Origin of the sequence: Myxococcus guangdongensis, assembly GCF_024198255.1 — a bacterium.
Taxonomy (GTDB): domain Bacteria; phylum Myxococcota; class Myxococcia; order Myxococcales; family Myxococcaceae; genus Myxococcus; species Myxococcus guangdongensis.
Window position 1 is genome coordinate 391508 of the sequence record NZ_JAJVKW010000001.1, and the last position, 24605, is coordinate 416112.

Below are 24605 nucleotides of genomic sequence, written 5' to 3' on the forward strand. Positions count from 1 at the left end.
CACAATCGACCGCGGCTCCTAGCCCAGGCATTCCCTGGGTGTCAAGACAAGAGCCGCGAACCCGACCGAGACAAGCGAGATCCCATGTCTTTCCCGTTCGTTCCCCCCTCTGGCGCGCGGAGCACTCGCGCGCTGCTTCTCATCACCGCCCTGGCGACCCTCGGGGGCTGCAAGGAGTCAGACCGCGGCAAGGACGACGCGGGGCCCGGCGGGCCTGGTCCTGACACCTCGCGCGGGGCGCTCTTGAAGGCCACGGGCGTGTGCGTGGAGCGCACGGCGCGTGAGTTCCACACGACGAGCACCGCGCTGTCACAGGCGGTGACCGCGTGGGCGGCGCAGCCGGACGCGACGAGCCTGGCGCAGGCGAAAACGGCGTACCATGCGGCCATGGATTCGTGGCAGGTGGCGGAGGTGATGCAGGTGGGCCCGGCGGCGCCTCGTGGCGCGGCGGGCGGAGCGGAGCTTCGCGACAACATCTACTCGTGGCCGCTGGTGAGCCGGTGCGCCATCGAGGAGCAGATCGTCTCCAAGGGCTACGAGGCCCCGGGCTTCCCCACGTCGCTGGTGAGCCGGCGCGGGCTGTACGCGCTGGAGTACCTGATGTTCTACGCGGGCGAGGACACGGCGTGCCAGGGCACCTCGCCCATCGTCGCGCAGGGGACGTGGGCGGCGCTGTCCACGGAGGAGCGGGCCTCGCGCAAGCGGGCGTACGCCGCCGTGGTGGCGCGTGAGGTGGACCTGAAGGCCGCGCAGCTGGTGAAGGCGTGGGCGGCGGACCAGGACAACTTCTCCAACACGCTGGCGACGGCGGGCTCCGGCAACACGGTGTTCCCCACGAGCCAGGCGGCGCTCAACTCCATCAGCGACGCGATGTTCTACTTCGAGCGCGAGGGCAAGGACCTGAAGCTGGCGCGGCCGTTGGGCATGCGCGAGTGCTCGACGGACACCTGCCCGGAGCACCTCGAGTCCCAGTTCGCGCACCGCTCGAAGGCGAACCTGCGCGCCAACCTGAAGGGGTTCCGGCTGCTCGCGGAGGGCTGCGACGAGAACTACACGGGCACGGGCTTCGACGACGTGCTGAAGGCCGCGGGCGCGGAGGCGCTGGCGCAGAAGATGGTCGACCGCATCGTGGCCGCGGAGGCCGCGTTCCCCGCCATCGAGGAGGAGGACCTGCACCAGGCGCTGGCGCAGGACAAGGCGTCGGTGCGCGCGCTGCATGACGCCTTCAAGGGCGTCACGGACGTGCTGAAGACGGAGCTCGTCACGGTGCTGGACCTGGAGCTGCCCCAGTCCGTCGAAGGGGACAATGACTGAGCAGGCTCGAGGGGCCGCGCGGCTCTGGAGCTGGCTGCTGGCGCCGCGGGACATCGCGGCGCTGGTGGCGTTCCGGGTGGCGCTCGGCGTGCTCATCACCGTCTCATCGGTGCGCTTCCTGGCCTACGGCTGGGTGGACGTGCTGTTCACGCGGCCGCGCTACCACTTCACCTACTGGGGGTTCAGCTGGGTGCCGGCGCTGCCCGCGCCATGGATGCACGCGGTGTTCGCGGCGCTGGCGGTGCTCGGGGTGCTGCTGTCCGCGGGGCTCTTCTACCGGGCCACGACGGTGCTGCTCTTCGTCGCGTTCTCGTACGTGCAGCTCGTCGACGTCAGCAACTACCTCAACCACTACTACCTGGTGAGCCTGCTGCTGGGGCTGCTCGTCTTCGTGCCCACGCACCGCGCCTTCTCGCTCGATGCGTGGCGCAAGCCCGCGCTGAGGAGCGACACGCTGCCAGCGTGGTGCACGTACCTGCTGCGCTTCCAGGTCACCGTCGTCTACGTGTTCGCGGGGCTGGCGAAGCTCACCACCGACTGGCTCGTGCACGCGCAGCCGCTCAACATCTGGCTGTCCGCGCGGACGAGCCTCCCGCTCGTGGGGCCGTTCCTCGACGAGCGCTGGGTGGCGTACACGGCGGCGTGGGCCGGCTTCCTGTTCGACACCACCATCGTCGCCTTCCTCCTGTCGCGCAGGCTGCGGCCCTTCGCCTACGTGGTGGTGGTGGGCTTCCACGCGGCCACGTCCGCGCTGTTCCCCATCGGGATGTTCCCCTTCATCATGGTGACGGCGGCGCTCGTCTTCTTCGACTCGGCGTGGCCCCGTCGCATCGCGGCGCGGGTGCGTGCGTTGCGGCGACGGGGCGAGGCGGTTGCTCCGGTGTCCGTGCCTCCCGTCTCGGCCCGGCCCGTGACGGCGCTTGCCTGGGCGGGGCTCGCGGTCGCGGTGGTCTACGGCGTGCTCCAGGTCGCGGTGCCGCTGCGCACGCACCTGTATGGCGGCAACGTCCTGTGGCACGAGCAGGGCATGCGCTTCTCCTGGCGCGTGATGGCGCGGGAGAAGAACGGCAGCGCGACGTTCGTGGTGACCTCGCCCGCCACCGGGCGCGAGTGGCATGTGCCGCCCAGCGACTACCTCACGCGGCTGCAGGAGCGTGAGATGTCCGTGCAGCCGGACCTCATCCTCCAGCTCGCCCGGCACATCGCTCGCGACTTCGAGGCGCGGGGGCTGGGGCCCGTCGAGGTGCGCGCCGACGTGCGCGTGTCGCTGAACGGACGCGCGGCGCAGCTGCTCGTGGACCCGGACGTGGACCTGGCGCACGTGGAGGATGGGCTCGCGAGCAAGCCGTGGATCCTGCCCGCGCCCGAGACTCCGCCCGTGAAGCTGCGCCCCACGTGGCGCGCGCAGGTGCATTGAGAAACACGCGGCGATGACCGAGGCACCGCGGGACGCTTCCCGCGCGTGCCTCGGGTCAGCCGACCAGCGCACGCTTGAGCCCCACCCGATGATGATTGAGGCACCGCGGGACGCTTCCCGCGCGTGCCGCGGGTCAGCCGACCTCCGCTCCGCACACCATGGGGCGCGGCATGCTCGGGCGATGCGCGAACGTCCGGGGCGAGGGTTCAGAACCACGCCCTGCACGAGCCGGCTCTTCGGGCCCTGGAGTGCCCGCCCGCGACGACTCGAAGCGGTCGCCTCCGCATCATTCAAGGCGCCGCCCGGGTGAAACGTCGGCGACTGTCGCGCATCGCGCGGACGGTGCCTGGCCGTGCATGCGGGCGCATCCCTGGCCGCCCGCTCACGGACAGTCCGAGCGTCGACACGGGGCCCCCGCAAGCCCCTGGATTCACAGGCCGCTTCACGGGCTTTCATTGACGAGCCAGCGCCCCTGTTTACGTTTCTGAAGCCCCTGAGCGGGGGAAAGGAACGAGACGACATGGCATTCACGGACACCCACGAAACTTCCCGGAACGGCGGCGGACGTCCGGCGCTGCATGGCGGCGGTGGGTGGCACCGCCTGGGCAATGCGCTCAAGACGACGGTGCTGCTCGCGGGCCTCACCGCGCTGGTGCTCGTCATCGGCCAGCGGCTGGGCGGCGCGCAGGGACTCATGTTCGCCGGCTTCTTCGCCGTGGTGATGAACTTCGGCTCGTACTGGTTCAGCGACAAGATCGCCCTGGCCATCCATGGCGCCCAGCCGCTGCCCTACGAGCAGGCCCCGTGGCTCCATCAGATGGTGGAGCGGCTGTCGGCCCGCGCGGGCATGCCCAAGCCGAAGGTCTACATCCTGCCCACGCGCGCGCCCAACGCGTTCGCCACCGGCCGCAGCCCCAAGCACGCCGCCGTCGCGGTGACGGCCGGCATCATGGACATCCTCGACCAGCGCGAGCTGGAGGGCGTGCTCGCCCACGAAATCGGCCACGTGCGCAACCGCGACACGCTCATCGGCACGGTGGCGGCCACGCTCGCCGGCATCATCAGCTACGCGGCGCAGATGCTCTTCTGGTTCGGCGGCTCCATGCTCGGCCGGAGCGATGACGAGGAGGGTGGCGGCCTCGCCGGCGCCTTCGCCAACCTGGGCCTGCTGCTGGTGGCGCCCATCGCCGCCACGCTGCTGCAGCTCGCCGTCAGTCGCTCGCGCGAGTACGGCGCGGACGCCACCGGCGCCGAGCTGAGCGGGGACCCCGATGCCCTCGCGGACGCCCTGCTGAAGATGGAGCGCGGCGCGGAGATGATGCCGTACGACCGGGCGCCGGCGACGTCGCACCTGTTCATCGTCAACCCGCTGCACAAGGGCGGCGTCATGTCGCTGTTCTCCACCCACCCGCCCATCCCCGAGCGGGTGCGCCGGCTGCGCGCCATGAGCGCTCGCGCGGGTGGCTCGCGCGCCCGGGGCCGCGGCGGCTGGGAGTACGCGTACTGACGTGACAGCCAGGCGCGGGAGCCCATGACACCGGGCTCCCGCCGCGCGTCACCCCGGAGGACCGAACGCCGCCTCCGGGTCCTCCAGGAGCTGCTTCAGCGTGTTCGCCAGCACGCCCGCGTGGAAGCCGTCGATGAAGCGGTGGTCGATGGACGCGTTGAGGCTCATCACCTTGCCCACCACCACCCTCCCCTCCTCCACCACCGCCACCTCGCGCACCGCGCCGGGCACCAGGAACACCGCCGCCCGCGTGAAGGGCACCAGCGGCAGATACGCCGCGTCCAGCCCCAGCGCGCCCACGTCCGTGACGATGGCCGCGCCGAACGCGTCCCGGGGCAACCCGAAGCGGCTCAAGTCCACGTTGAGCGTCACCGCCAGGAACGACACCCACCGGGTGAACCCTCGCATCAGCGGCGCGGGAATCCGCGCCACCCACCGCCAGCCCCGTGAGGCCGCCACGTCGCGCGGCCCCGCCTCCAGCTCCGCGACGATGTCCCGCAGGCCCTTGAGGTCCGCGTCCATCACCCGCACCGGACTCCACCGCGAATCAGCGGCATCGCGCATCAGCGCCGCCACCGTGGCGCGCTCACGCAGGTAGAGCCGATGGAAGCGCAGCACCGCGTTCGCGTCGGGACAGCGTCGCAGCGCCACCGCCAGGGCCTTGAGCACCAGGTGCGTCACCGTCAGCCGCGTCCCCGTGCTCCGCTGGAAGGCGTCCATGTAGACCAGCGCCCGGTCCATCCGGACCGTGAGCGAGCCGTAGACGGTGGGGTCATACGGCGCCGCCCAGCTGCCGAGGGCCAGCTTGCGGAAGCTGGAGATGCGCGGCTTGGGTCTCAGCTCCAGGTGCGCCATGTCACGCCGGTCCTCGACAGGGGAAGGGACGCCAGCCAGCATCGCGGCTCCCGACGGGGCGGGGAAGACCCTGGTCGGCCGGACGTCTGGCCTCCTGGAGATTTCCACCAGTCCCCGCGCACGGACGAGGCGAGGAAGCGGTGAACCCCGCGCACGCCCCCAGCGCACCCTTGACGCGCCTGTACTGGACGGTAGGCTGCCCCGCTTTTTGCAGATCCCTCCCGTGGAGGTCGTCCCGTGTCGTTCCTGGTCATCGCCCTGGCAGTCGGGCTCGCCATCTCGCTGTATTTCAACCTCTTCGGCGGCGCGAAGCAGGCCGCGCTCCCGTCGTCCTCGTCCGCGTCCAACAACGCGCCCCGCGCGGAGCTGGAGGCCGACCACAAGGCCGCGCGCGCCCGGGCCGAGGCCGAGCTGCAGCGCAAGCAGAAGGAGCTCGACGAACAGCGGGTTCAGCTTCAGGAGGTGAAGGAGCAGCTCAAGCAGACCAAGCGCAAGGTCTTCGAGCAGAAGGAGTCCGACAAGGGCTCCCAGGACCTGGCCAAGGCGCGCGCCGAGGTGGAGCGCAACGCCTCCATCCAGCTGGAGCAGACCCGGCTGGAGCTGGCCCAGGTGCTCACCGAGAACCAGCGCCTGAAGGCCGAGTCCGAGGGCAAGGGCCGCCGCCGTGAGCCCCAGGCCGCGCCCGTCGCCGCCCCCGCGCCCGTGCCGCAGATCGCCGCCCCCGCCAAGGAGGGTGAGTCCGTCGTCGCCGCCGCCGTGCCGGTGGTGCCCGCCGCCGAGGCCGCGCGCGAGGACCGCTCTCCCCGCCGCGTCATCCGCGAGCTGAGCGAGGCGGACAAGGAGAAGATGGACCGGCTGGAGCAGGCGGCCAACAAGGACCGCCTCCGCGCAGTGGAGCTGGAGAAGGAAGTGCGCCGGGTCAAGGGCCGCGCGGAGACGCAGCAGCGCGTCTACACCGTGACGAAGCACGACCTGGACCTGATGAAGGACAAGTACAAGGCCCTGGAGAAGCGCCTGAACCGGACGCTCCTCGAGCGCGACCTCATGCGCCGCGCCATCAAGGACCTGGAGAAGAAGACGGGCATCCTCGCCGAGCGCACCGAGCTCACCCCCGAGGAGATGGCCGCCAGCGACCAGCGCACCGAGGAGACCTCGCGCGTGCGCGCCGAGTCCGAGGCCCAGGCCGCCGCCCAGCAGCAGGCCACCGAGGCCCCCGCCGCCACCGACTCGCACGCCACCGCCGACGGCGAGGCCAAGCCCGCGCAGCAGGCCTGAGCCCCACGACACGCCTGTCGAGCCCGAGGGGCTCGGTCTTCCGGGACAGCTGTTCCGGTGGGCCGGGCCCTTCGTCGTTCAAGGGGCCCGCACCCGCCCGGACGTCAGTCACATCCGTCCGTCGCAGGAGCGCCCTCGCCGGAGTGCCGCGTCACCAGGCCCTCCTGGAGCTTCCCCATCAGCCGTTGCAACTCCGTTACTTCCGCGGCGGGCAGGTATTCCCCCAGCTCTCCATCCAGCTCCCGCAGGGCGTCCACCAAGTAGGACAGCTCGCGCTCGCCCGCGGCCGTCAACTCCAGCCGCACGCAGCGCCGGTCCTCTCCCGCGCGCCGCAGCACCAGCCCGTCCTCCTCCAACCGGTCCACCAGCCGGCTCGCGGCGGGCGCGTCCACCAGCAGCCGCTCCGCCAGCGCCGCCTGTCGCAGCGCGCCCTCGGAAATGCCCTTCAACGCCAGCAGTTGATTGAACGGCCGGGTCGTCCGCGCCCCCAGCTTCTCGGTGAGGTGGCGGCGGATGGCACGACGCAAGGAAGCGAGTTGCTCCGCGAAAGTCATCGGACGTCCGAAATAGTTGTCACCTACAACGGTTGTCAATTACATCGGCTTGGCGCATCTGGCCACACGGGGGGAATCCAGTCGCACCTGTCGTCACCCTTGCCTACCCCCTTGGTATGTCCGCCCCCACCGTCATCCTCCTGGCGCTCGTCGCGACCTCGACGCCGCCCGAGTCGAGCCCTTCCGTCCCTCCGCCCCAGCCCTTCCAGACGAAGGTGGAGGACCCGATGCTGGCCCCCGTCCCTCCCGCCCAGCAGCAGGTGCGCACCTGGGATGAGGCCCTGACGCTCGTCCGGGAGCGCTCCACCAACCTGCGCTCCGCCGAAGCGGGCGTGCAGCGCGCCGAGGGCCGCTGGCGTCAGGCCCTGGCGTCGCTCCTGCCCAACGCGAGCGCCCGGGCGACCGCGGCCCACGACCTGCTCAACCCCGACACCGCCGTGGGCGTCTTCCCCTCCCCGGCGCTGGACGGCCGCACGCCCACCGCGCCCATCCTGGGCACGATGACAGCGTCGCTGACGCAGTCGCTGGTGGACGTGGGCGCGTGGCGCAACCTGTCCTCCGCGTCCGCGGCCGAGCGGGGCGCGGTGGCCAGCCTCCAGGACACGCGGCGCCGGCTCACGCTGGGCCTTGCCCGCACGCTGGTGGCCACCGTGGCCGCCGAGCGCGCCGCGGAGCTCAACCGCGTGGGCCTGCTCCAGGCGCTGGAGCGCTCGGCGCTGACGACGCGCTCCTTCGACCTGGGCGCCAGCAACCAGCTGGACGTGGTGCGGGTGAACCAGGACGTGGCGCTGGCGCGCGGGGCGCTCGTGGCTGGTGACGAGCAGCTGCGTCGGGCGCGCGAGGCGCTCGGAATCGCGCTGGGCTTCGGCCACGCGGTGGGCGTGGAGCCCGCCTTCAACCTCAACGGGCTGATGGAGGAGGCGCGCCAGGCGTGCACGCCGCTCCAGGATTTGGAGTCCCGTCCGGACCTGGTCGCCGCGAAGGCACAGGTGGACTCCGCGCGCGACAGCCGGCGTCAGGCGTCCGCGGGCTACCTGCCCACGCTGGGCCTCGCGTCCAACCTGAACGGCGTGACGACGGACCCGGGCTTCGGCCGCTTCTCCACGTGGACCATCTCCGCCGTCATCGCCGTGCCCCTCTGGGAGGGTGGCTTGCGCGGGGGCCTGGTGCGCGAGCGCACGGGCATCGAGCGCCAGGCGGCCGAGACGCTCGAGGGCAATCGCCGCGACGTGTCGGTCGAGGTGACGCAGGCCCGTCGCAGCGTCGAGGTGGCGGACGCGCTGGTGAAGACGGCGAGCGAGGCGCGCGAGCTGGCGGACCGCACGGACCGGCTGACGCGACGTTCCTTTGAAGTGGGCCGCGGCAGCAGCTTGGAGCTGGTGCAGAGCGGAGCGGCCCTGCGCCAGGCGGAGTTGGCCCTGGCGCTGCGTGAATTCGAGGCGGTCCAGGCGCGCCTGGACGCATTCTTGACGGAGGCCCGGTGCGACTGGTGAGACGGGTGCGCCCCCTGATGGCGCTGAAGATGACGGTGTGGAGCACGGCCCTGCTGATGGCGGCGGGCTGCTCGGGCAAATCGGCGGCCCCGGCCGCGCCTCCGCCCCGCGAGGTGCAGGTGCTGACGCTGTCGCCCAGCGAGGTGCGGGACACGGGTGAGTACCTGGGCTCGCTCCTTTCGCGGCAGAACATCACCGTGCTGCCCCAGGTGGCCGGCTACATCCGCCGCATCCACGTGAAGCCCGGCCAGAAGGTGGAGGCGGGCGCGACGCTGCTGGAGGTCGACTCGCGCACGGAGACGGCCGCGCTCGACAGCGCGCAGGCGCAGCAGAGCTCCGCGAACATCAACCGCGAGCTGGCCAAGCGCACCTTCGCGCGCACGGAGGCGCTCTACAAGGAGGGCCTCGCCAGCGCGCAGGAGCTGGAGCAGGGCCGCGCGCAGCTGGAGGCCTCCGAGGCCTCGGCGCGCTCGGCGGCCGCGCAGGTGGCGCAGCGCCAGGTGCAGTTGCAGTTCCACGCCGTGCGCGCGCCCTTCGCGGGCACGGTGGGCGACGTGCTGGTGCGCATGGGTGACTTCGTGAGCGCCACCTCGCCCCTGACGACCATCGCCCAGGCGGACGTGCTGGAGGTCAGCGTGTCGCTGCCTTCGGAGCGGGCGCGCGCGCTCAAGCCGGACACGCAGCTGGAGGTGCTGGACTCGCAGGGCAAGGTGCTGCTCACCAGCCCCCTGTTCTTCGTCGCGCCGCAGGCGGACCCGCGCACGCAGCTGGTGGAGGTGAAGGCCGCGTTCCAGAACACGGTGGGGCTGCGCCCCAGCGAGCTGGTGCGCTCGCGCATCGTCTACGCCAAGCGGGACGCGCTGCAGATTCCGGCGCTCGCGGTGGTGCGACTGAGCGGCCAGCCCTTCGCCATGGTGGTGCAGGAGAAGGAAGGCAAGACGGTGGTGGAGCGTCGCCCGATTACGTTGGGCGCGCTGGGTGAGATGGCCTACGTCATCGAGAACGGGCTGAAGCAGGGGGACCGCGTGGCGGTGTCCTCGCTGCAGGCCCTGCGTGACGGGATGGCCGTGAAGGTGAAGTCCGCGGACAGCGCCCCGAGCACGGGCGCCGGCGCGGCGACGGCGGGCAGCCGCTGAAGCGCTGGATGGACCGGGCCTCGGACGGCACGCCGCGAGGCCCGGCCCCCACCATGATTTCGAGGGCTTGAACGCCGTGTTCGTCGACTTCTTCATCCGCAGACCCGTCTTCGCCATCGTCTGCTCCATCCTGCTGACGCTGGTGGGCTTGATTGCCATTCCCACCCTGCCCATCTCCCAGTACCCGGACCTGGCACCGCCGCAGGTGACGGTGACGTCCACGTACGTGGGCGCCAGCGCCGAGGTGGTGGAGAGCGCCGTCACCATCCCCATCGAGCAGGAGCTCAATGGCGTGGAGGGCATGCGCTACATCACCTCCACCAGCGGCAACGACGGCACCAGTCAAATCACCGTCACCTTCGAGCCCACGCGCGACATCGAGGTCGCCGCCGTCGACGTGCAGAACCGCGTCAGCCGCGCCGCCTCGCGCCTGCCCTCGCAGGTGAACCAGACGGGCATCGTCGTCAACAAGGCCTCCAGCCAGATGCTGATGACGGTGGCCCTGTCCAGCCCGGACAACCGCTACGACGCGCAGTTCCTCTCCAACTACGCGGACGTGAATCTCAAGGACGCCATCAAGCGCGTGCGCGGCGTGGGCGACGTGCGCATCTTCGGCGAGCGCAAGTTCTCCATGCGCGTGTGGTTGGACCCCACCGAGCTCGCCCGCCGCAAGCTCACGCCCATGGACGTGACGCGGGCCCTTCAAGAGCAGAACCTCCAGGTGGCCGCGGGCCAGGTGGGCCAGCCGCCCTCCACCGAGGAGCAGCCGTACCAGATTGCGGTGCGCGCGCGCGGCCGGCTGGTGGAGCCAGCGGAGTTCGGTGAAATCGTCCTGATGCGCGACCCGAGCGGCAAGGCGGTGCGCGTGAAGGACGTGGGCCGGGTGGAGCTGGGCGCGGAGAACTACGGCACCATCCTGCGCTTCAACGGCCGCGTGGGCGTGGGCATGGGCATCTTCCAGCTCCCCACCGCCAACGCGCTGGACGTGCGCGACGGCGTGTACCGGGAGCTGGACCGCCTGTCCGAGCAGTTCCCTCCGGGCATGGAGTACCTGACGGGCACGGACACCACGCTCGCGGTGCGCGCCTCCATCCACGAGGTGCTCCAGACGCTGGTGGAAGCCATCATCCTGGTCATCCTCGTCATCTTCCTGTTCCTGCACGGGTGGCGAAGCGTGCTCATCACCGCCTTCACCCTGCCCGTCTCGCTCGTCGGCACGTTCGCGTTCGTGCAGCTCTTGGGCTTCTCCATCAACACGCTCACCCTGTTCGGCCTCACGCTGGCCACGGGACTTGTCGTCGACGACGCCATCGTCGTCATCGAGAACATCGAGCGACTGATGGCCGAGCGGGGGCTGTCACCCCGACAGGCGGCGCGCGAGGGCATGAAGGAAGTGTCTGGCGCCGTCATCGCCATCTCGGTGGTGCTGGTGGCGGTGTTCGTGCCGGTGGCGCTCTTCCCGGGCACCACGGGCGCCATCTACCGCCAGTTCGCGCTGACCATCGCCGCGTCGGTGGCGCTGTCCACGTTCTGCGCGCTGACGCTGACGCCCGCCCTGAGCGCGCGCATGCTCAAGCACCACCACGGTGAGAAGTGGGTGTTCTTCCGCTGGGTGGACAAGGTGCTGGACGCGACGAAGGCGGCGTACGGCCGGGGTCTGCGCGCCATGCTGCGGCACCCGGTGCTGGTGCTCCTGGCGTTCCTGGCCTGCATCGGCGCCACGGTGGTGCTGTTCAAGGTGGCGCCCACGGGCTTCATCCCGGACGAGGACCAGGGCTACGTCATCATCTCCGTGCAGGGGCCGGAGGGCATGTCGCTGGCCCAGACGGAGAAGGTGCTGGCGCAGGTGGAGGAGATCCTCAAGGCCCAGCCGGAGGTGCGCGCGATGTTCGCCATCGGCGGCTTCTCCATGCAGGGCTCCGGCGCCAACATGGCCACCGTCTTCAGCAGCTTGAAGCCGTGGGAGGAGCGGCCCGGCGAGGGCAGCACCGTGGCGGCGCTGGTGGAGCGGCTGCGTGGCCCGTTGAGCCGCATCGGTGGGGCGCGCGTGCTGCCCTTCCAGCCCCCGGCGATTCGCGGCGTGGGCAGCGTGGGCGGCTTCCAGTTCATCGTGGAGGACGCGGCGGGCTCGCGCACGCTGGACGAGCTGGCCTCGGCCACGGACGACCTGGTGGCCAAGGGCAACGAGGGCGGTCAGCTCAGAGGCGTGTTCACCGCGTTCAACGCCAACACGCCGCTGTTGGACGTGGACGTGGACCGGCAGAAGGCCAAGGCGCTCGGGGTGCCCATCGAGCAGATCTTCGGGACGATGCAGGTCTACATGGGCAGCCAGTACGTCAACGACTTCAACTACGCCAACCGCACCTACCGCGTGTACACGCAGGCCGAGCAGCAGTTCCGCGACAGCCCGCAGGACATCGGCGCGTTCTACGTGCGCAGCGACAGCGGGGACATGATTCCGCTCGAGTCGCTGGTGAAGGTGACGCCCACGGTGTCCGCGCAGGTCATCCGGCACTACAACCTGTTCCGCTCGGCGGAGATCAACGGGCAGCCCGCGCCGGGGGTGTCCTCCGGTCAGGCCATCGAGGCGATGGAGGCGCTGGCGGCGCAGAACCTGCCGCAGGGCATGGCGGCGGAGTGGACGGGCATCAGCCTGGAGCAGAAGGAGAGCGGTGGGCAGACGCTCATCATCTTCGGCCTGGGCATCCTGTTCGTGTTCCTGGTGCTGGCGGCGCAGTACGAGAGCTTCGCCCTGCCGTTCGTCATCATCCTGTCGGTGCCGCTGGCCATCATGGGCGCGGTGGCGCTGCAGTTGCTCCGCGGCTACGCCAACGACGTGTTCTGCCAGGTGGGTCTGGTGATGCTGGTGGGTCTTGCCAGCAAGAACGCCATCCTCATCGTCGAGTTCGCCGAGCAGCTGCGCGAGCAGGGCAAGAGCGCGCTGGACGCGGTGGTGGAGGCGGCCGAGGTGCGGCTGCGTCCCATCCTGATGACGTCGATTGCGTTCCTGTTGGGCGTGGTGCCGCTGATGCTGGCGCAGGGCGCGGGCGCGGCGGCGCGCAACTCGCTGGGCACCGCGGTGTTCGGCGGCATGCTGGTGTCCACCATCGTCAACCTCATCTTCATCCCGGGCCTCTACGTGCTGATGCAGAAGCTGCGCGGCGAGACGTCCCGGCGTGATGCGTCGGAGGACGAGCTGCCGGCGCCGGCTCACGCGCCCTGACGTCCTTCTGAAGTACGGACCGCCGGCCGGAGGGGGAGCGACCAGGCTCCTTCACCGCGCCGGCGGAGTCGTGTCCGGGGTGTGAGGCTTCAGGTGCCTCGGGCGGACTGGATGAGCTCGGCGAGAATCGTGCGGTGACACACCGGCTCCAGGATGCAGTCCTTGGAGCAGAGGAGCGTCACGGTTTCTCCCGCGTCCACGCGCCGGGCCAGTGACACGATGATTTCACGCTGGGACTGCATCTCTTCGAGATAGCGAGCGCGGTAGGCATCCAGGGTGATGGGCGCCTGGCCCTTTCCATAGAAGGCCTCGAAGAGGTCGGGGCTGGGGGCGAGCTCGCGGCGCCACTCGTCCCAGGTCTCCTTGGCTTTGGGGAGGCCGCGGGGCCTGTAGCGACAGACGAGGACCTTCCAACCGTCATCGGGTTCGCCAGGGACACACCAGCGACGGGTCTTGATGGGCATTCAGGGTCAACGCGGTGGCGCGCGTTCGGTATTCCGGAAGGAGAACACCGGACTTCTTACTGGACGGCGCGCGTCACGTGCTGGGGGTTTGGTGCAAGTGCTTGGAAAAACTTGGATCAGCGGAGGTCATTCGGACGGCACGCGCCCTGCTATGGGGTAGTGCACGCAGCGAAGATGACGCAGCGGTGGGCGGGTCGGGCGGGCAGCAAGGGCGGCGGGCAGGACGGGGCAGCACGCAGGACGGGGCGGTACGGGCAGCACGGGCGGCGGGTTGGACGGGGCAGCAAGGGCGGCGGGTTGGACGGGGCAGCACGCAGGACGGGGCGGTACGGGCAGCACGGGCGGCGGGTTGGACGGGGCAGCAACGCAGTACGGGCGGCGGGTTGGACGGGGCAGCACGCAGGACGAGCAGCACGCAGGACGAGCAGCACGCGGTACGGGGCAGTACGGGGCGGTACGGGCGGCGGGTTGGATGGGCGTGTCGCAGCGAGCGAAGCGGGAGACCGCTTCAACAAGGTGAGACGGCTCGGGCGTGAAGGATGGGCGGTGGGAGCCGGTCCTCGACGGAAGCGTAACTTCGCGAGGGCCGGTTCGCCTTCATCCACGTGGCGACGTCAGAACACCGAGAGGCCCGTGAGCGTCGTGAATCGATCCAGGGCTTCCACGCCCGCGACGGAGTTCCCGTGGGCATCCAGCCCCGGGCTCCACACACACAAACCACAGCGATTCGGGATGACGGCGATGATGCCGCCACCGACACCACTCTTGCACGGTAGACCCACGCGATAGGCGAACTCGCCCGCGGCGTCATAGGTGCCGCAGGTGAGCATCACCGCGTTGACCTGCTTGGCCTGACTGCGCGTGAGCAGTCGCCTCCCCGAGGCGCCCTGCCCATGTCGCGCCAGGAATCCACAAGCACGCGCCAGGTCCGCGCAGTTCATGCGCAGCGAGCACTGCCAGAAGTAATGCTCGAGCACGCGGGGCACCGGGTTCTCGATGTTCCCGTAGCTCGCCATGAAGTGCGCCAGCGCGGAGTTGCGATGGCCATGCTCGGCCTCCGACGCGGCGACGACCGGGTCGAAGTCCACCAAGGCATTCCCGCTCTCCTCGCGCAGGAACTCCCGCAGCAGCCCGCGTGAGTCCCCGGTGAGGCTGAGCAGCCGGTCCGTGACGACCAGGGCCCCCGCGTTGATGAACGGATTGCGAGGCACACCCTGCTCGTACTCGAGTTGCACCAGGGAGTTGAACGGATTGCCCGAGGGCTCCTTCCCCACCCTGCGCCACAGCGCATCCCCGTCTCTCGCGAGCGTCAGCGCCAACGCGAAGACCTTCGAGATGCTCTGCACCGAGAAGGGCGTGCGCCAATCCCCCACGCCGAAGACCTGACCATCGAGCGTGGCCAACGCCATGCCGAACCGAGACGGGTCCACGGCGGCCAGCGCGGGGATGTAGTTGGCCACACGGCCCTGCCCCACCACCGGCAGGACAGCCGTCATCACCTCGTCGAGAATCGCCTGGAAGTCGTCCGTCACGCGCCCACCTGCCTGGGCGCCAGGATAGCCGCGCGAGCCAGCCCTCCGTGCGGGTTTCCGTGACGCGACCTCGCCTCGTTTCAGTGCGCGTCGTGGAAGATGATTCCCACCGTGTGCCGGTGACCGGAGCGGATGCGGCTCACACCGTGACGCATGTTGACGCGGTAGACGCCGCGAGTGCCCTGCACGGGGCGATGGTGGACCGGGAAGATGACGCCATCCCCCTGACGCAGCGGCACGACCTCCGCGCGAGACTGCATCCGGGGACGCTGCTCGGTCAGCACCAGCTCTCCGCCGGTGAAGTCACGGCCCGGTTCGGACAGGAGGATGGCCACCTGAAGAGGGAAGACCTCGTCGCCATAGAGGTCCTGATGCAGGCAGTTGTAGTCCCCTTCTCCGTACTGGAGCAGCAACGGTGTCGGCCGGAGTTGTTCCGCCGCGTGACACCGCTGGAGGTATTCCGCGTGGGTCTCGGGGTAGCGCACGTCGATGCGCATCGCCTCGTTCCACCGGTTCGCGATGGATGCGAGTCCGGGATAGAGCGAGCTCCGCAGCCCAGCCACGAGGTCCGGGAGCGGATAGGCGAAGTACTTGTACTCACCCCGACCGAAGCCGTGGCGGGCCATGACGACTCGACTGCGAAACGGTGCATCCGCGGCATAGAGCGCCGACAAGGCGCCGCACGCCTCCTCCGTGAGCAGGCCGCTCAGCGTGGCGCATCCGCGAACATCCAGCTCCGCGCCGAGCACCGTCCAGTCGAGCGCCGCCAGCCTCGTCTCCACTGAACCCGGGCCGCGCATCGGCCGCGCACGAAGGGCTCGTGCACTCACGGTGCTCCTCGCGCCTGGACTCCCGACAACCCCACCCTGCTTCGCCGCATGTGCACACTCCCGAGCGTCGCCGAGGCACGAAGCTCGCGCCCGGACACGGCTCAGCAATGACGCACACGAGGACGAGAGGCGACCCGGTTGTTGCGGTCAATCGCGCGGAGCCTCACCGAGCGAAGCGGAAACTCCAGGCCGCGCCAGCCGAGCCTCCAGCATCGACTTCGTCGCGCATGCGCGGCGAGCGTATCGAGCCCCGCCGCCATGCGCGAGCACCCCGCCCGGGTTCAGCGCGGCGTCACCTTCAGCAACTTGCCGTTCGAGTCGTCGGTGAGCAGGTACAGCGCGCCCTCCGGCCCCTGGACGACTTCACGGATGCGGGCCTTCTGGTCCATCAACAGGCGCTCCTCGCCGACGACGCGGTCGTTCTCGAGCACCAGTCGCACGAGGGCCGTGCTGGACAAGCCACCGATGAAGAAGTTGCCCTTCCACTCGGGGAACAGCTCACCGGAGTAGATGGTCATGCCCGAGGGCGAAATCACCGGGTCCCAGTAGTACACCGGCTGCTCCATGCCAGGGCCCTGGGTCGTCTTGTGGATGGGCTCGCCGGAGTACTCCTCGCCGTAGCCGATGGTGGGCCAGCCGTAGTCCTTGCCGCGCTCGATGAGGTTGAGCTCGTCACCACCGCGTGGCCCCATCTCCACCTCCCAGAGGCGTCCCTTGCTGTCGAGCGCCGCCGACAGGATGTTGCGGTGGCCCAACGTCCAGATCTCCGGCCGCGCGTCCTTCTGTCCCACGAAGGGGTTGTCCTTCGGGATGGAGCCATCCGGGTTGATGCGGACAATCTTGCCGAAGTCGCTCTTGAGGTCACGCGCCTGGACGCGGCCCTCCATGATGGAGCGCTCGCCCAGCGTGACGAACAGCTTGCCGTCCGGCGTGAAGACGAGGCGGCCACCCGCGTGCAGCGTGGACTCGAGCGTCGGCTCCATGCGGAAGATGACCTTCACGCCCTCGACCTTGGGCTTGGGTCCATCCACCAGCTTCGCGCGCGCCACCGCGAGGCCGTTGCCGCCTTTCCGGGGCTCGTAATAGGTCCAGTAGATGAGGCCACTGGTGCCGTAGTCGGGGCCCACCTCGACGTCGAGCAGACCGCCCTGGTTGCGGCCATCCACCTTGGGCAGGCCCGCGATGGCCGGCGACTTCTTGCCCTCGGGCGTGACGATGAAGAGCTTCCCCGTCGGCTTCTCCGTGACGAGCATCCGCTTGTCTGGAAGGAACGCGATGGCCCAGGGCTTGTTGAAGCCGGCGGCCACCTCGGTGACCTGCAGGGCGGTGCGCGTGTTGACGGCGGGCGCGCGCGTCTGGCCGGGGAAGGCCGGCTTGAACTCGGGGACGTTGGGCGGGGCCTGCTCGACGGGTGCGCCCGTCGGGTTGGGGCCCTGCCGAGGATCCGTCTGCTGACTGCCCTTCGCCTGCCCGGGGGCCAGGTTGCCGCCCTGGTCCGCGGGTTTGCCCGCGGGCTGCGCGTGCGAGGTCCCCGCGAGGGTCAGCAGGGAAGTACAAGCCAGGGACGCCAACAGGGAACGCATGGGCACACTCCTCGAGGTGGGACGAACGGCGCGCAGCAAACACGAAGTGCCGCGGGCCCCGTGCGAAAAGGATGTGGGGATGTCGGACGGCGGACGCAAGCCGCCTCACTCCAACGGCATCTCCTCGCGAATCCAGCGGGTCACCGAGTCGTGCCGAGGCGCCCAGCCCAATTCACGCCGAGCGCGCTTGCCGCGCACCCGGCTGTTGGAGCCGAACGAGTAGCGCGCATGGCCCTCGCCCCACTCGCGCGACGCCTCCTCCACCGACCAGGACTGGACCGGGCCCAGCTTCAGCCGCGCCGCGATGGCCTCGCCAATCTCCGCATACGACGCCTCACCGTTCTCCACGAAGTAGAACGCCCCCGCCGGAGCCTTCTCCAAGGCCAGGGCGTAGAGCGCCGAGACGTCGTCGATGTGGACGTTGGACCAGCGGTTGACGCCCTTGCCGACGACGCGCACCACGCCGCTCTTGCGAGCCTGTGCCACCAGTGGAGGAATCTGCACGCTGTCGCGGCTCAGCCCCTTCCCCGTGCCGTAGATCATCGTGTTGCACAGCACGATGCCGCGAGCCCCAGGCGCCGCCAGGACGCTGTTGTCGAGTGCATGCCGGGCCCGCTTCTCGGGCTCGACGATGAACGGCGTGTCCTCGTCGAACACGTTGGGTGACAGTGCGTCGCCCTTCACGTCGTCACCGATGACGCTGGAGCCGCTGGTATGCAGCAGCGGCTTGCCCGAGCCCTTCACGCCTTCGATCAAGGCCCGGATGGCCTTCTCGTGGTCGCTGCTCGCGGCGTTGATGACACCGTCCGCGCGGCGGGCCTCCGCCGTGAGCACCGCGACGTTGTCCAGGTCCCCTAGGACGGGCTCGATGCCGAGCGCCGCCAGCTTCCGGGCCTTGGCCTCATCGCGCACCAGTCCGCGAATCGCATGGCCCCGGGCCTTGAGGTCTACGGCCAAGGTGCCGCCGATGAAGCCGGTGGCGCCCGTGATGAAGAGGTTCATCGTGAGGTCTCCAGGAAAGGAAGGGCCTCACTGTGCCGCGCCTGGAGCGGAGGGCCTCGGATTCGTGCGCGAGCCGAGCACCACCCGGCCAGCAATGAACATCCCGACCGGAGCAGGTGGCCTGCGTCGAACAACGGCGTGACTCAGGGCGTGGCCGGCGGCTTCGGCGCCTTCCAGTCCAGCGCTGTTCCACAGGCCTTGCAGAAGCGCGCGTCCAGGTCGTGTCCCTGGTTGCCGCAGCCGGGGCACGCCTGGGTGTCCACGGGCCCCCGCGCGGCGGCGGCCAGCTCCACGGAGACGATGCCCGTGGGTACAGCGAGGATGCCGTAGCCCATGATCATCAACACCGACGCGATGAACTGTCCCGGAATCGTCTTGGGCGTGATGTCACCGAAGCCCACCGTCGTCATCGTCACCACGGCCCAGTACATGGCGCGCGGGATGCTGTCGAAGCCATGGGCCTCGCCCTCGACCAGGTACATGACGGAGCCCATGATGACGACAACGGTCAGGACGAAGCCGAGGAAGACGGTGATCTTCCCCCGGCTCGCACGGAGCGCCGTCATGAGGATCTCCGCCTGGCCCAGCAGGTGCCCCAGCTTCAGCACGCGGAAGACGCGCAGCAGGCGCAGCACGCGGACCACGAGCAGCGTCTGCGCGCCCGGGAATAGCACGCTCAGGAACGAGGGCAGGATGGCCAGCAGGTCCACGAGGCCGAAGAAGCTGCGCGCGTAGTCCAGCGGTCGGCGGACGGCGATGAGCCGCAGCACGTACTCCGTGGCGAAGATGGCGGTGAACGCCCACTCCGCGATGGAGAGCGCGGAGCCATAGCGCTCGCGCACGGGTGTGACGCTCTCCAGCATCACGGCGACGACGCTGAACAGGATGGCCCACATCAGGGCCACGTCGAACGCCTTCCCTGCCGGCGTGTCGGCCTCGAAGATGATGGTGTGGAGACGGGCGCGGAAGCCGCCCACGGGGCTCTGCTCGGAAGACCTGTACACGGCCGGCAGTCTAGACGCGACGGCGCTCGATTCGAGAAACCTTGCGTCCCGACGTCACAGTCGCCCTGCCCCCTTGGCGGAATGCGCCGGCTTCCGGGCGCGGCGGGTGCGCGTCACCTCATCCGCCCGGCACACTCGCACGCCCAGGAAGCGCTGGAACTGGTCCAACGTCAAATCAGTATATCGCCGTGCAGTACCACACCACGGAACACAACGCCGCAGCACCGAACCCACACAACACACCGCAAACAAACGCGCCGACAAACCCACCAACCACAAACAAGACATGCGACCACCCATACAATCCCACAAAACAATCTCAACCTACCACCCACAAGACTCCCGCCAACCCCAAGACTAGACGCACAAATTCGCCCACCCCAAAAGCAACACTACCCATTCACCAGAAGCCAGAATCATCCGCAGTCGCTCCCGGGTCGGATCGACCCCACACCCTTCCAACAACCTTCCCAGCTCGATGACAACTATTACCGATCACGATAGTATGTCGCCATGTCCCTCACTATTCTAGCAGCCCTCCCTATCCTCAAGAGCATTCTCGACCTAGGCATCGCGGCACGCGACGCTTGGAAGGAGCTTGGGCTCGGCGCCAACGAGATTAAAACACTTAGCGAACTAATTGGGGCCACTAAAACCATCCATACCGAAAGGGCGTCACCCAAAGAGATTGAACTCGGCGCACTACATCTTGCACTCACAACCCAATGCTTCGGGCACGCCCTTGGTCAACTGCAATCCAACCGCATCTTCCACACAGTCCACATCCCGCTTGGTGCCCCCTCGACCACGCCCCTCGTCGCAGAAACACAAACCATACTCAAAAACCTAAACATCACCCACATCACACCAGGAACAATGCCATCCGGCACCGTCGAACTCGAACTAATAGAGGGCCTAACGGGGAACCAGCTCGCAAATCCATACTATCTGGCGCTTTGGAATGCGACCTTTACTACAACCAACAATTGCCCACCCCCAATTGAAGTTAAGGGGTTCGAGACACTAGAATTCGAACGCAACTTCCTTCTGGCCTGGGAGAAAGCTCTAACATCCACTCCAGGGACACAACTCAGCAACTATCTGGAGAGCCTCAAACGAGACTACAAACCAAGACTCCTCCAGGAACTCCTAATCATCGACATGATTGACTGGGAAAACCGACACACATTCGGAGGAGCGAAACGCGGAGATGCCCGAACCAACGACCCTCTCCCATTCATGCCCTTGCGAGACATGTACGTCGAACCCCTTGCCAACAGCAAGTCGACACCAAGCTCCCTCGCCCAACCCGCAATCAGCCTGATTCTACAGACAATAACACACCACAAAATCGCAATCATTCAAGCCGACTTCGGAATGGGAAAATCTCTCACAGCAAAAATGCTCACCCAGCGATTAGCAAAAGAATACCGCACCACCACCTCGCCATCAATCACATCCCCACTGCCCATCCATCTTCGCTGCGTCGACGACCTCAGCCCTCAAGCCACCCTATCTCATGCAATCTCTCGCGCAAGGAAGCGTCATGCAGATTCACTGGGCTACTCCCTAAAGACTAGCGAACCCGCATTGCTCTCGCCTCACAAGAAACAAAGGACACTCTTCTTAATTGACGGCCTTGATGAAATCAGCCTAGGTGAGCGCGGACTGGAGTCCCTTTTCAATCAAATCAAAGATGAAGCGACAGACGACCACAAATTTGTCGTCTTCACTCGCCCCGCAGCCATCACTCCGAATTCAACCACCCTTAAGGGAATACCAATCATCGAACTACTCCCCTGGAACAACACGCAGGTCGAAGACTGGCTCTCTAGATGGCGAAAAATCACGCCCCAAGAAACCACCCCCACACAGAATGACCTCAAGACCCAAGGCCTTCTGGAACTCTCCAGAACCCCTATTTTGCTGCTCCTGATCGCCCACACCTGGGTTTCCGACAGAAAAGACGTTACGTCGAGCAAGGCTGAGCTCTACGAGCGTTTCTTCCAGAGCATTGCGCGCGGCAAGTGTGAATCCGACCAAGACAACCATCCTGCCATTCACCAAGCATCCATAAGTCTAAAACTCCAACTTATCGAGAAGTCTCTCATCCCCAGAGACGCAACTGAACCAGACGCAATGCTGTGGCTCATGAGCCGCTCTGCCTGGGAAGACGCTAGGCTCAAGCAAGCTGACCGGCAATCTTTTCTAGATAAATTTGAAATCTCAAAAATCATCCGCAACGAACTGGACATCAGAAGCAACACGCCAGACATTATTGAGTCCATACAAATGGGCCTCCTTCTTGCACTCCAGGCCAATCTACACTCCGAGCAAGGTGGGGCCATGTTGTTCGGCCACAAATCGTTCAGAGAATTTCTCATCGCTCGCTACTGGGCCACATGCCTGAAAGCCATTGTCCGGGACACGGAGAATCGCAAACCCTTCGAACGCGCACTCCTTGGAGCACGACTGCTTCAATTAGGAGATCGAAGCTTCGATTTTCTAATGGAGATTCTTAACTCAGCCCCGTCCGAGCGCTGGTCCCCTGGACAGCCATTTAATCTCAGCGAACAAGACAGGGCTGCCCTTTTCAGATGGGCGGAAAAGACATTCCACCAAGAGCATCTATCCTCATATGATGGACAGCCTCTCACGGTGCGCGAAGACCAAAGCGCATGGCTCCGCGAGGCAACTTTAGCGATCGCAAGCCACCTTAAGGACACCCAGGGAGTCACTCACAGAGACGAATTAACCTTGCGCAGCATGTATCCCTGGTTCTTTTTTGAAGAAGAGCTCGCAATCATACGCGCGCCCAGAGCAAGGCTTCCCCAGGCACGGCTATCCGGGATAATGACGTTTTATTCGCTCGATCTCAGTTACGCAGAACTCCCAAGCGCACACATCTCCGACTCAAGCCATTTTCGCGCATCATTTATCGGCACCAACCTTCATCAAGCACACCTGGGGAATTCAAACTTCCGCAGCTCCAATTTCAGCAATGCCAACCTAAGCGACTCTTCACTCAGAAACTCACAAGTCCCAGATGCGAAATTCCAGAACGCCAACATGGCAAACGCCGACCTGCATGGCGTTGACGCAGACTCTGCAGATTGCAGCAATGCGCTGCTTGCGGACGCCAATATGCGAAACGGAAGCTTTCGCAATGCCTGTCTACGAGATGCTGACTTAAGGGATGCAAACATGCGCGGAGTTGCTCTTTTCCGTGCCGACCTAGAGGGGGCAACATTATACGGGGCGGATTTGAGAGGAGCGAATCTCGGATGCGCCAACCTTTTCGGAGCAGATTTAAGAGGCGCCAATCTAAACAACGCTAATCTCACTGGCACCAATCTGATTGGCGCAGATGTTTCCGGGGCCTCGTTCTTACATGCGACCTACGACGACACGACTCAATGGGGGAGCTTTTCCCCAATCGCAATTGGCGCGTTCGACGCAACCACCTATCCACGGAAAACCCGACACGCGCAGCTAATGAATGAACTCCAAAAACGAATGCTCACCACCTACAACTCGGCCCTAATCGGAACCACAAACTTCCCATGGCCTTCAGAGTCACTATCATCTCTCGCCAACTCAATGCTCCTGACAAACGATCTGGGCGGGGCGATCCGACTCAGAGAGGACATGCTCAAGGCCGCACAACGAGCGCATGACGACACTCATCATGAAGTCCTCAATGCGTTCGACGAACTCGTAACTAGCCTGTTGCGCAAAAACGACCTTGGCCGAGCACTTGAACTTCAACAGCATGTCCTCACAGTTTGCGCAGAGAAACTTGGTCCAATGGACGAGAAAACACTGGAGGCTGGTCGTCGCTTTTTGCGAATTCACTCTGTACAAGGAACACTGAACACGGAAATATTTGAGAAAACTCCATCACAGCAACCACCAACCACTATCGACGAACTGAAGAGCCACACCGAAACTCGCTCGCTAGTGCGCGCAGCAAAACTCTACAGAACATCTTCCAACCTCGAGATAACAACTCAGCTCATCCAACTCCTAAAGGAAGCGACACTTAAGTCACTTAGCGCAGAGCAGCCACCATACTCCTACACCGGATTCCTGGCGCGAACTCTCGTGGAGGTAGGAGAGACGACGCTCGCACTTGACCTACAGCAGAAGATAATCGAGCAAATAAAGCGTTCTTCCGACTCAGGCCACGAAGGACTAATTCCATCCATCATCCATACAGCAAACACGCTTACCCTCCTAGGCAAGACCAATGAAGCATTGAAAATGCTTGAGCAGGCGCTAGAGTTTGCCGAGGACTCGGGAGAGAAAGCTTCCCCAATAGCAGACATCCTAATCCGCATGCGACCTCTCCACGCCACGCTCGGCGACACACAGAGTGCTTCCGACGTTCAACAGAGAACTCTCAACATCCTCTTAAAAAGCTATGGCCCTAGCCATCTCGACGCGCTCATTGTCTGCGACGACATCAACACACCCCCATCCAGTCCTGAAAAAATCACCTCTGAACTCGACCAAAAGTGAAGCATTTGTCCGGCCACTCTGCGTGTGGAGTTCGCAGACTGGTTACGCGACTGTATTCACTATCTCAACCCAATCGTGCTTCGCGTTAGCCGAACATTTGAGCTGCGAAGGACCTATCGCCTACAACCGCCCTGCCCCCTTGGCGGAATGCGCCGGCTTCCGGGCGCGGCGGGTGCGCTTCACCTCATCCGCCCGGCACACTCGCACGCCCAGGAAGCGCTGGAGCTGGTCCAACGCCAGGTCATGGTCCCCGTCGCTCTCCGCCGCGCAGCAGTCGCTCAGCACGGTGATGTCGTACTCGTGCATGTGCGCGTCATGCGCGCTGAAGAAGACACACAGGTTGGTCGCCATGCCCGCCATCAGCAGCTTCTTCGTCCCCAGGTGCTCCAACAGCGGCACCAGTGACGTCGCGAAGAACGCCGAGTGCTTCGGCTTGAGGACGAAGTAGTCCCTCGGCTCGGGCTTCAACGCCCGCGCCACCGGCCGGCCCCGAATCCCCTTGCGGGTGCAGTGCCGATAGACGTCCCGGAAGTTGCTGCGCCAGTGGTTGAAGTTGTCGTTGACGTAGATGACCGGCACACCCGCCGCGCGCAGCCGTCGGGCCAGGGGCTCCAGCCGCTCCACCATGCGCAGCGCCCAGGGCAGCACCTTCTCCCCGCCCGGGAACTCCAAATCATTGATGACGTCGATGATGAGCAGCGCCGTGTCCGAGCGTCGCTCCTTCGTCGCGCGCGCCTTCCCTCCGGACCGTGCCCCTGACTTCGCCACGTGCACCTCCTGGCGGCCAAGCTAGGCACTCCCCCTGCACGCCGGCACCTTTCGTCCAGAATCGTGCACCTCACCCAAACATGAGAGGCCGCCTTCCCCCTGAGAAGACGGCCCCTCGACCCCCGAC

At 66.7% G+C, this 24605-nt stretch carries 17 protein-coding genes; 8 read left to right on the forward strand and 9 right to left on the reverse strand.

Features of this window, described 5'->3' with window-relative positions; translation table 11 throughout:
* Positions 1-84: 84 nt before the first annotated feature.
* The 3 genes from LXT21_RS01635 to LXT21_RS01645 all read left to right on the forward strand — a co-directional run bounded on the left by LXT21_RS01635 (position 85) and on the right by LXT21_RS01645 (position 4238).
* Positions 85-1314 (forward strand): imelysin family protein, encoded by a 1230-nt coding sequence (locus LXT21_RS01635; protein ID WP_254036317.1) that lies wholly within the window; start codon positions 85-87, stop codon positions 1312-1314.
* A complete protein-coding gene (locus tag LXT21_RS01640) occupies positions 1307-2731 on the forward strand; it encodes an HTTM domain-containing protein (protein ID WP_254036318.1) in 1425 nt (474 codons plus the stop codon). The genes LXT21_RS01635 and LXT21_RS01640 overlap by 8 nt, the downstream gene beginning before the upstream one ends.
* A gap of 520 nt (positions 2732-3251) precedes the next feature.
* Positions 3252-4238, forward strand: coding sequence for a zinc metalloprotease HtpX (locus LXT21_RS01645; RefSeq protein WP_254036319.1), 987 nt, complete (start codon positions 3252-3254; stop codon positions 4236-4238).
* 48 nt (positions 4239-4286) lie between these two features.
* Here the strand turns inward: LXT21_RS01645 and LXT21_RS01650 are convergent, their stop codons facing one another.
* The gene (locus LXT21_RS01650) at positions 4287-5135 is read right to left on the reverse strand and encodes a 2-oxo acid dehydrogenase subunit E2 (RefSeq protein WP_254036320.1); all 849 of its coding nucleotides are present in this window, start codon (positions 5133-5135) and stop codon (positions 4287-4289) included.
* Positions 5136-5330: 195 nt separating this feature from the next.
* On the opposite strand from LXT21_RS01650, the gene LXT21_RS01655 reads away from it, so the two are divergent.
* Positions 5331-6368, forward strand: a complete 1038-nt coding sequence (locus tag LXT21_RS01655) for a coiled-coil domain-containing protein (protein WP_254036321.1) — start codon at positions 5331-5333, stop codon at positions 6366-6368.
* A 104-nt stretch (positions 6369-6472) separates the two neighbouring features.
* Here the strand turns inward: LXT21_RS01655 and LXT21_RS01660 are convergent, their stop codons facing one another.
* Entirely contained in the window at positions 6473-6895 is a 423-nt protein-coding gene (locus tag LXT21_RS01660; protein ID WP_267145388.1) for a MarR family winged helix-turn-helix transcriptional regulator, read from the reverse strand.
* 143 nt (positions 6896-7038) lie between these two features.
* Here LXT21_RS01660 and LXT21_RS01665 point away from each other — a divergent pair, with 143 nt between their 5' ends.
* The 3 genes from LXT21_RS01665 (at position 7039) to LXT21_RS01675 (ending at position 12774) form a co-directional block, all read left to right on the forward strand.
* Positions 7039-8415 carry a TolC family protein gene (locus LXT21_RS01665; protein ID WP_254036323.1) on the forward strand — a complete coding sequence of 459 codons (1377 nt, stop codon included), beginning with the start codon at positions 7039-7041 and terminating at the stop codon, positions 8413-8415.
* The gene (locus LXT21_RS01670; protein WP_407666962.1) at positions 8412-9551 is read left to right on the forward strand and encodes an efflux RND transporter periplasmic adaptor subunit; all 1140 of its coding nucleotides are present in this window, start codon (positions 8412-8414) and stop codon (positions 9549-9551) included. The genes LXT21_RS01665 and LXT21_RS01670 overlap by 4 nt, the downstream gene beginning before the upstream one ends.
* Before the next feature lie 76 nt (positions 9552-9627).
* Positions 9628-12774 carry an efflux RND transporter permease subunit gene (locus LXT21_RS01675; protein ID WP_254036915.1) on the forward strand — a complete coding sequence of 1049 codons (3147 nt, stop codon included), beginning with the start codon at positions 9628-9630 and terminating at the stop codon, positions 12772-12774.
* 89 nt (positions 12775-12863) lie between these two features.
* Here the strand turns inward: LXT21_RS01675 and LXT21_RS01680 are convergent, their stop codons facing one another.
* The 6 genes from LXT21_RS01680 to LXT21_RS01705 all read right to left on the reverse strand — a co-directional run bounded on the left by LXT21_RS01680 (position 12864) and on the right by LXT21_RS01705 (position 19189).
* Positions 12864-13238: a DUF488 domain-containing protein gene (locus LXT21_RS01680; protein WP_254036325.1), complete on the reverse strand. Its 375-nt coding sequence runs from the start codon at positions 13236-13238 to the stop codon at positions 12864-12866.
* A gap of 614 nt (positions 13239-13852) precedes the next feature.
* Positions 13853-14770 carry a glutaminase gene (locus LXT21_RS01685; protein WP_254036326.1) on the reverse strand — a complete coding sequence of 306 codons (918 nt, stop codon included), beginning with the start codon at positions 14768-14770 and terminating at the stop codon, positions 13853-13855.
* A gap of 80 nt (positions 14771-14850) precedes the next feature.
* Positions 14851-15600: a 2OG-Fe(II) oxygenase gene (locus LXT21_RS01690; protein WP_323393935.1), complete on the reverse strand. Its 750-nt coding sequence runs from the start codon at positions 15598-15600 to the stop codon at positions 14851-14853.
* A gap of 281 nt (positions 15601-15881) precedes the next feature.
* Positions 15882-17183 (reverse strand): PQQ-dependent sugar dehydrogenase, encoded by a 1302-nt coding sequence (locus LXT21_RS01695; RefSeq protein ID WP_254036327.1) that lies wholly within the window; start codon positions 17181-17183, stop codon positions 15882-15884.
* A gap of 105 nt (positions 17184-17288) precedes the next feature.
* The gene (locus LXT21_RS01700) at positions 17289-18185 is read right to left on the reverse strand and encodes an NAD-dependent epimerase/dehydratase family protein (RefSeq protein ID WP_254036328.1); all 897 of its coding nucleotides are present in this window, start codon (positions 18183-18185) and stop codon (positions 17289-17291) included.
* Between the two features lie 143 nt (positions 18186-18328).
* Complete coding sequence (locus LXT21_RS01705) at positions 18329-19189, reverse strand: ion transporter (RefSeq protein WP_254036329.1); 861 nt, start codon at positions 19187-19189, stop codon at positions 18329-18331.
* A 513-nt stretch (positions 19190-19702) separates the two neighbouring features.
* On the opposite strand from LXT21_RS01705, the gene LXT21_RS01710 reads away from it, so the two are divergent.
* The gene (locus LXT21_RS01710; protein ID WP_254036330.1) at positions 19703-23710 is read left to right on the forward strand and encodes a pentapeptide repeat-containing protein; all 4008 of its coding nucleotides are present in this window, start codon (positions 19703-19705) and stop codon (positions 23708-23710) included.
* 120 nt (positions 23711-23830) lie between these two features.
* Here LXT21_RS01710 and LXT21_RS01715 read toward each other — a convergent pair whose 3' ends face one another.
* On the reverse strand, positions 23831-24478 hold the full coding sequence (locus tag LXT21_RS01715; RefSeq protein ID WP_254036331.1) for a cysteine hydrolase family protein: 648 nt from the start codon (positions 24476-24478) through the stop codon (positions 23831-23833).
* Between the last annotated feature and the right edge of the window lie 127 nt (positions 24479-24605).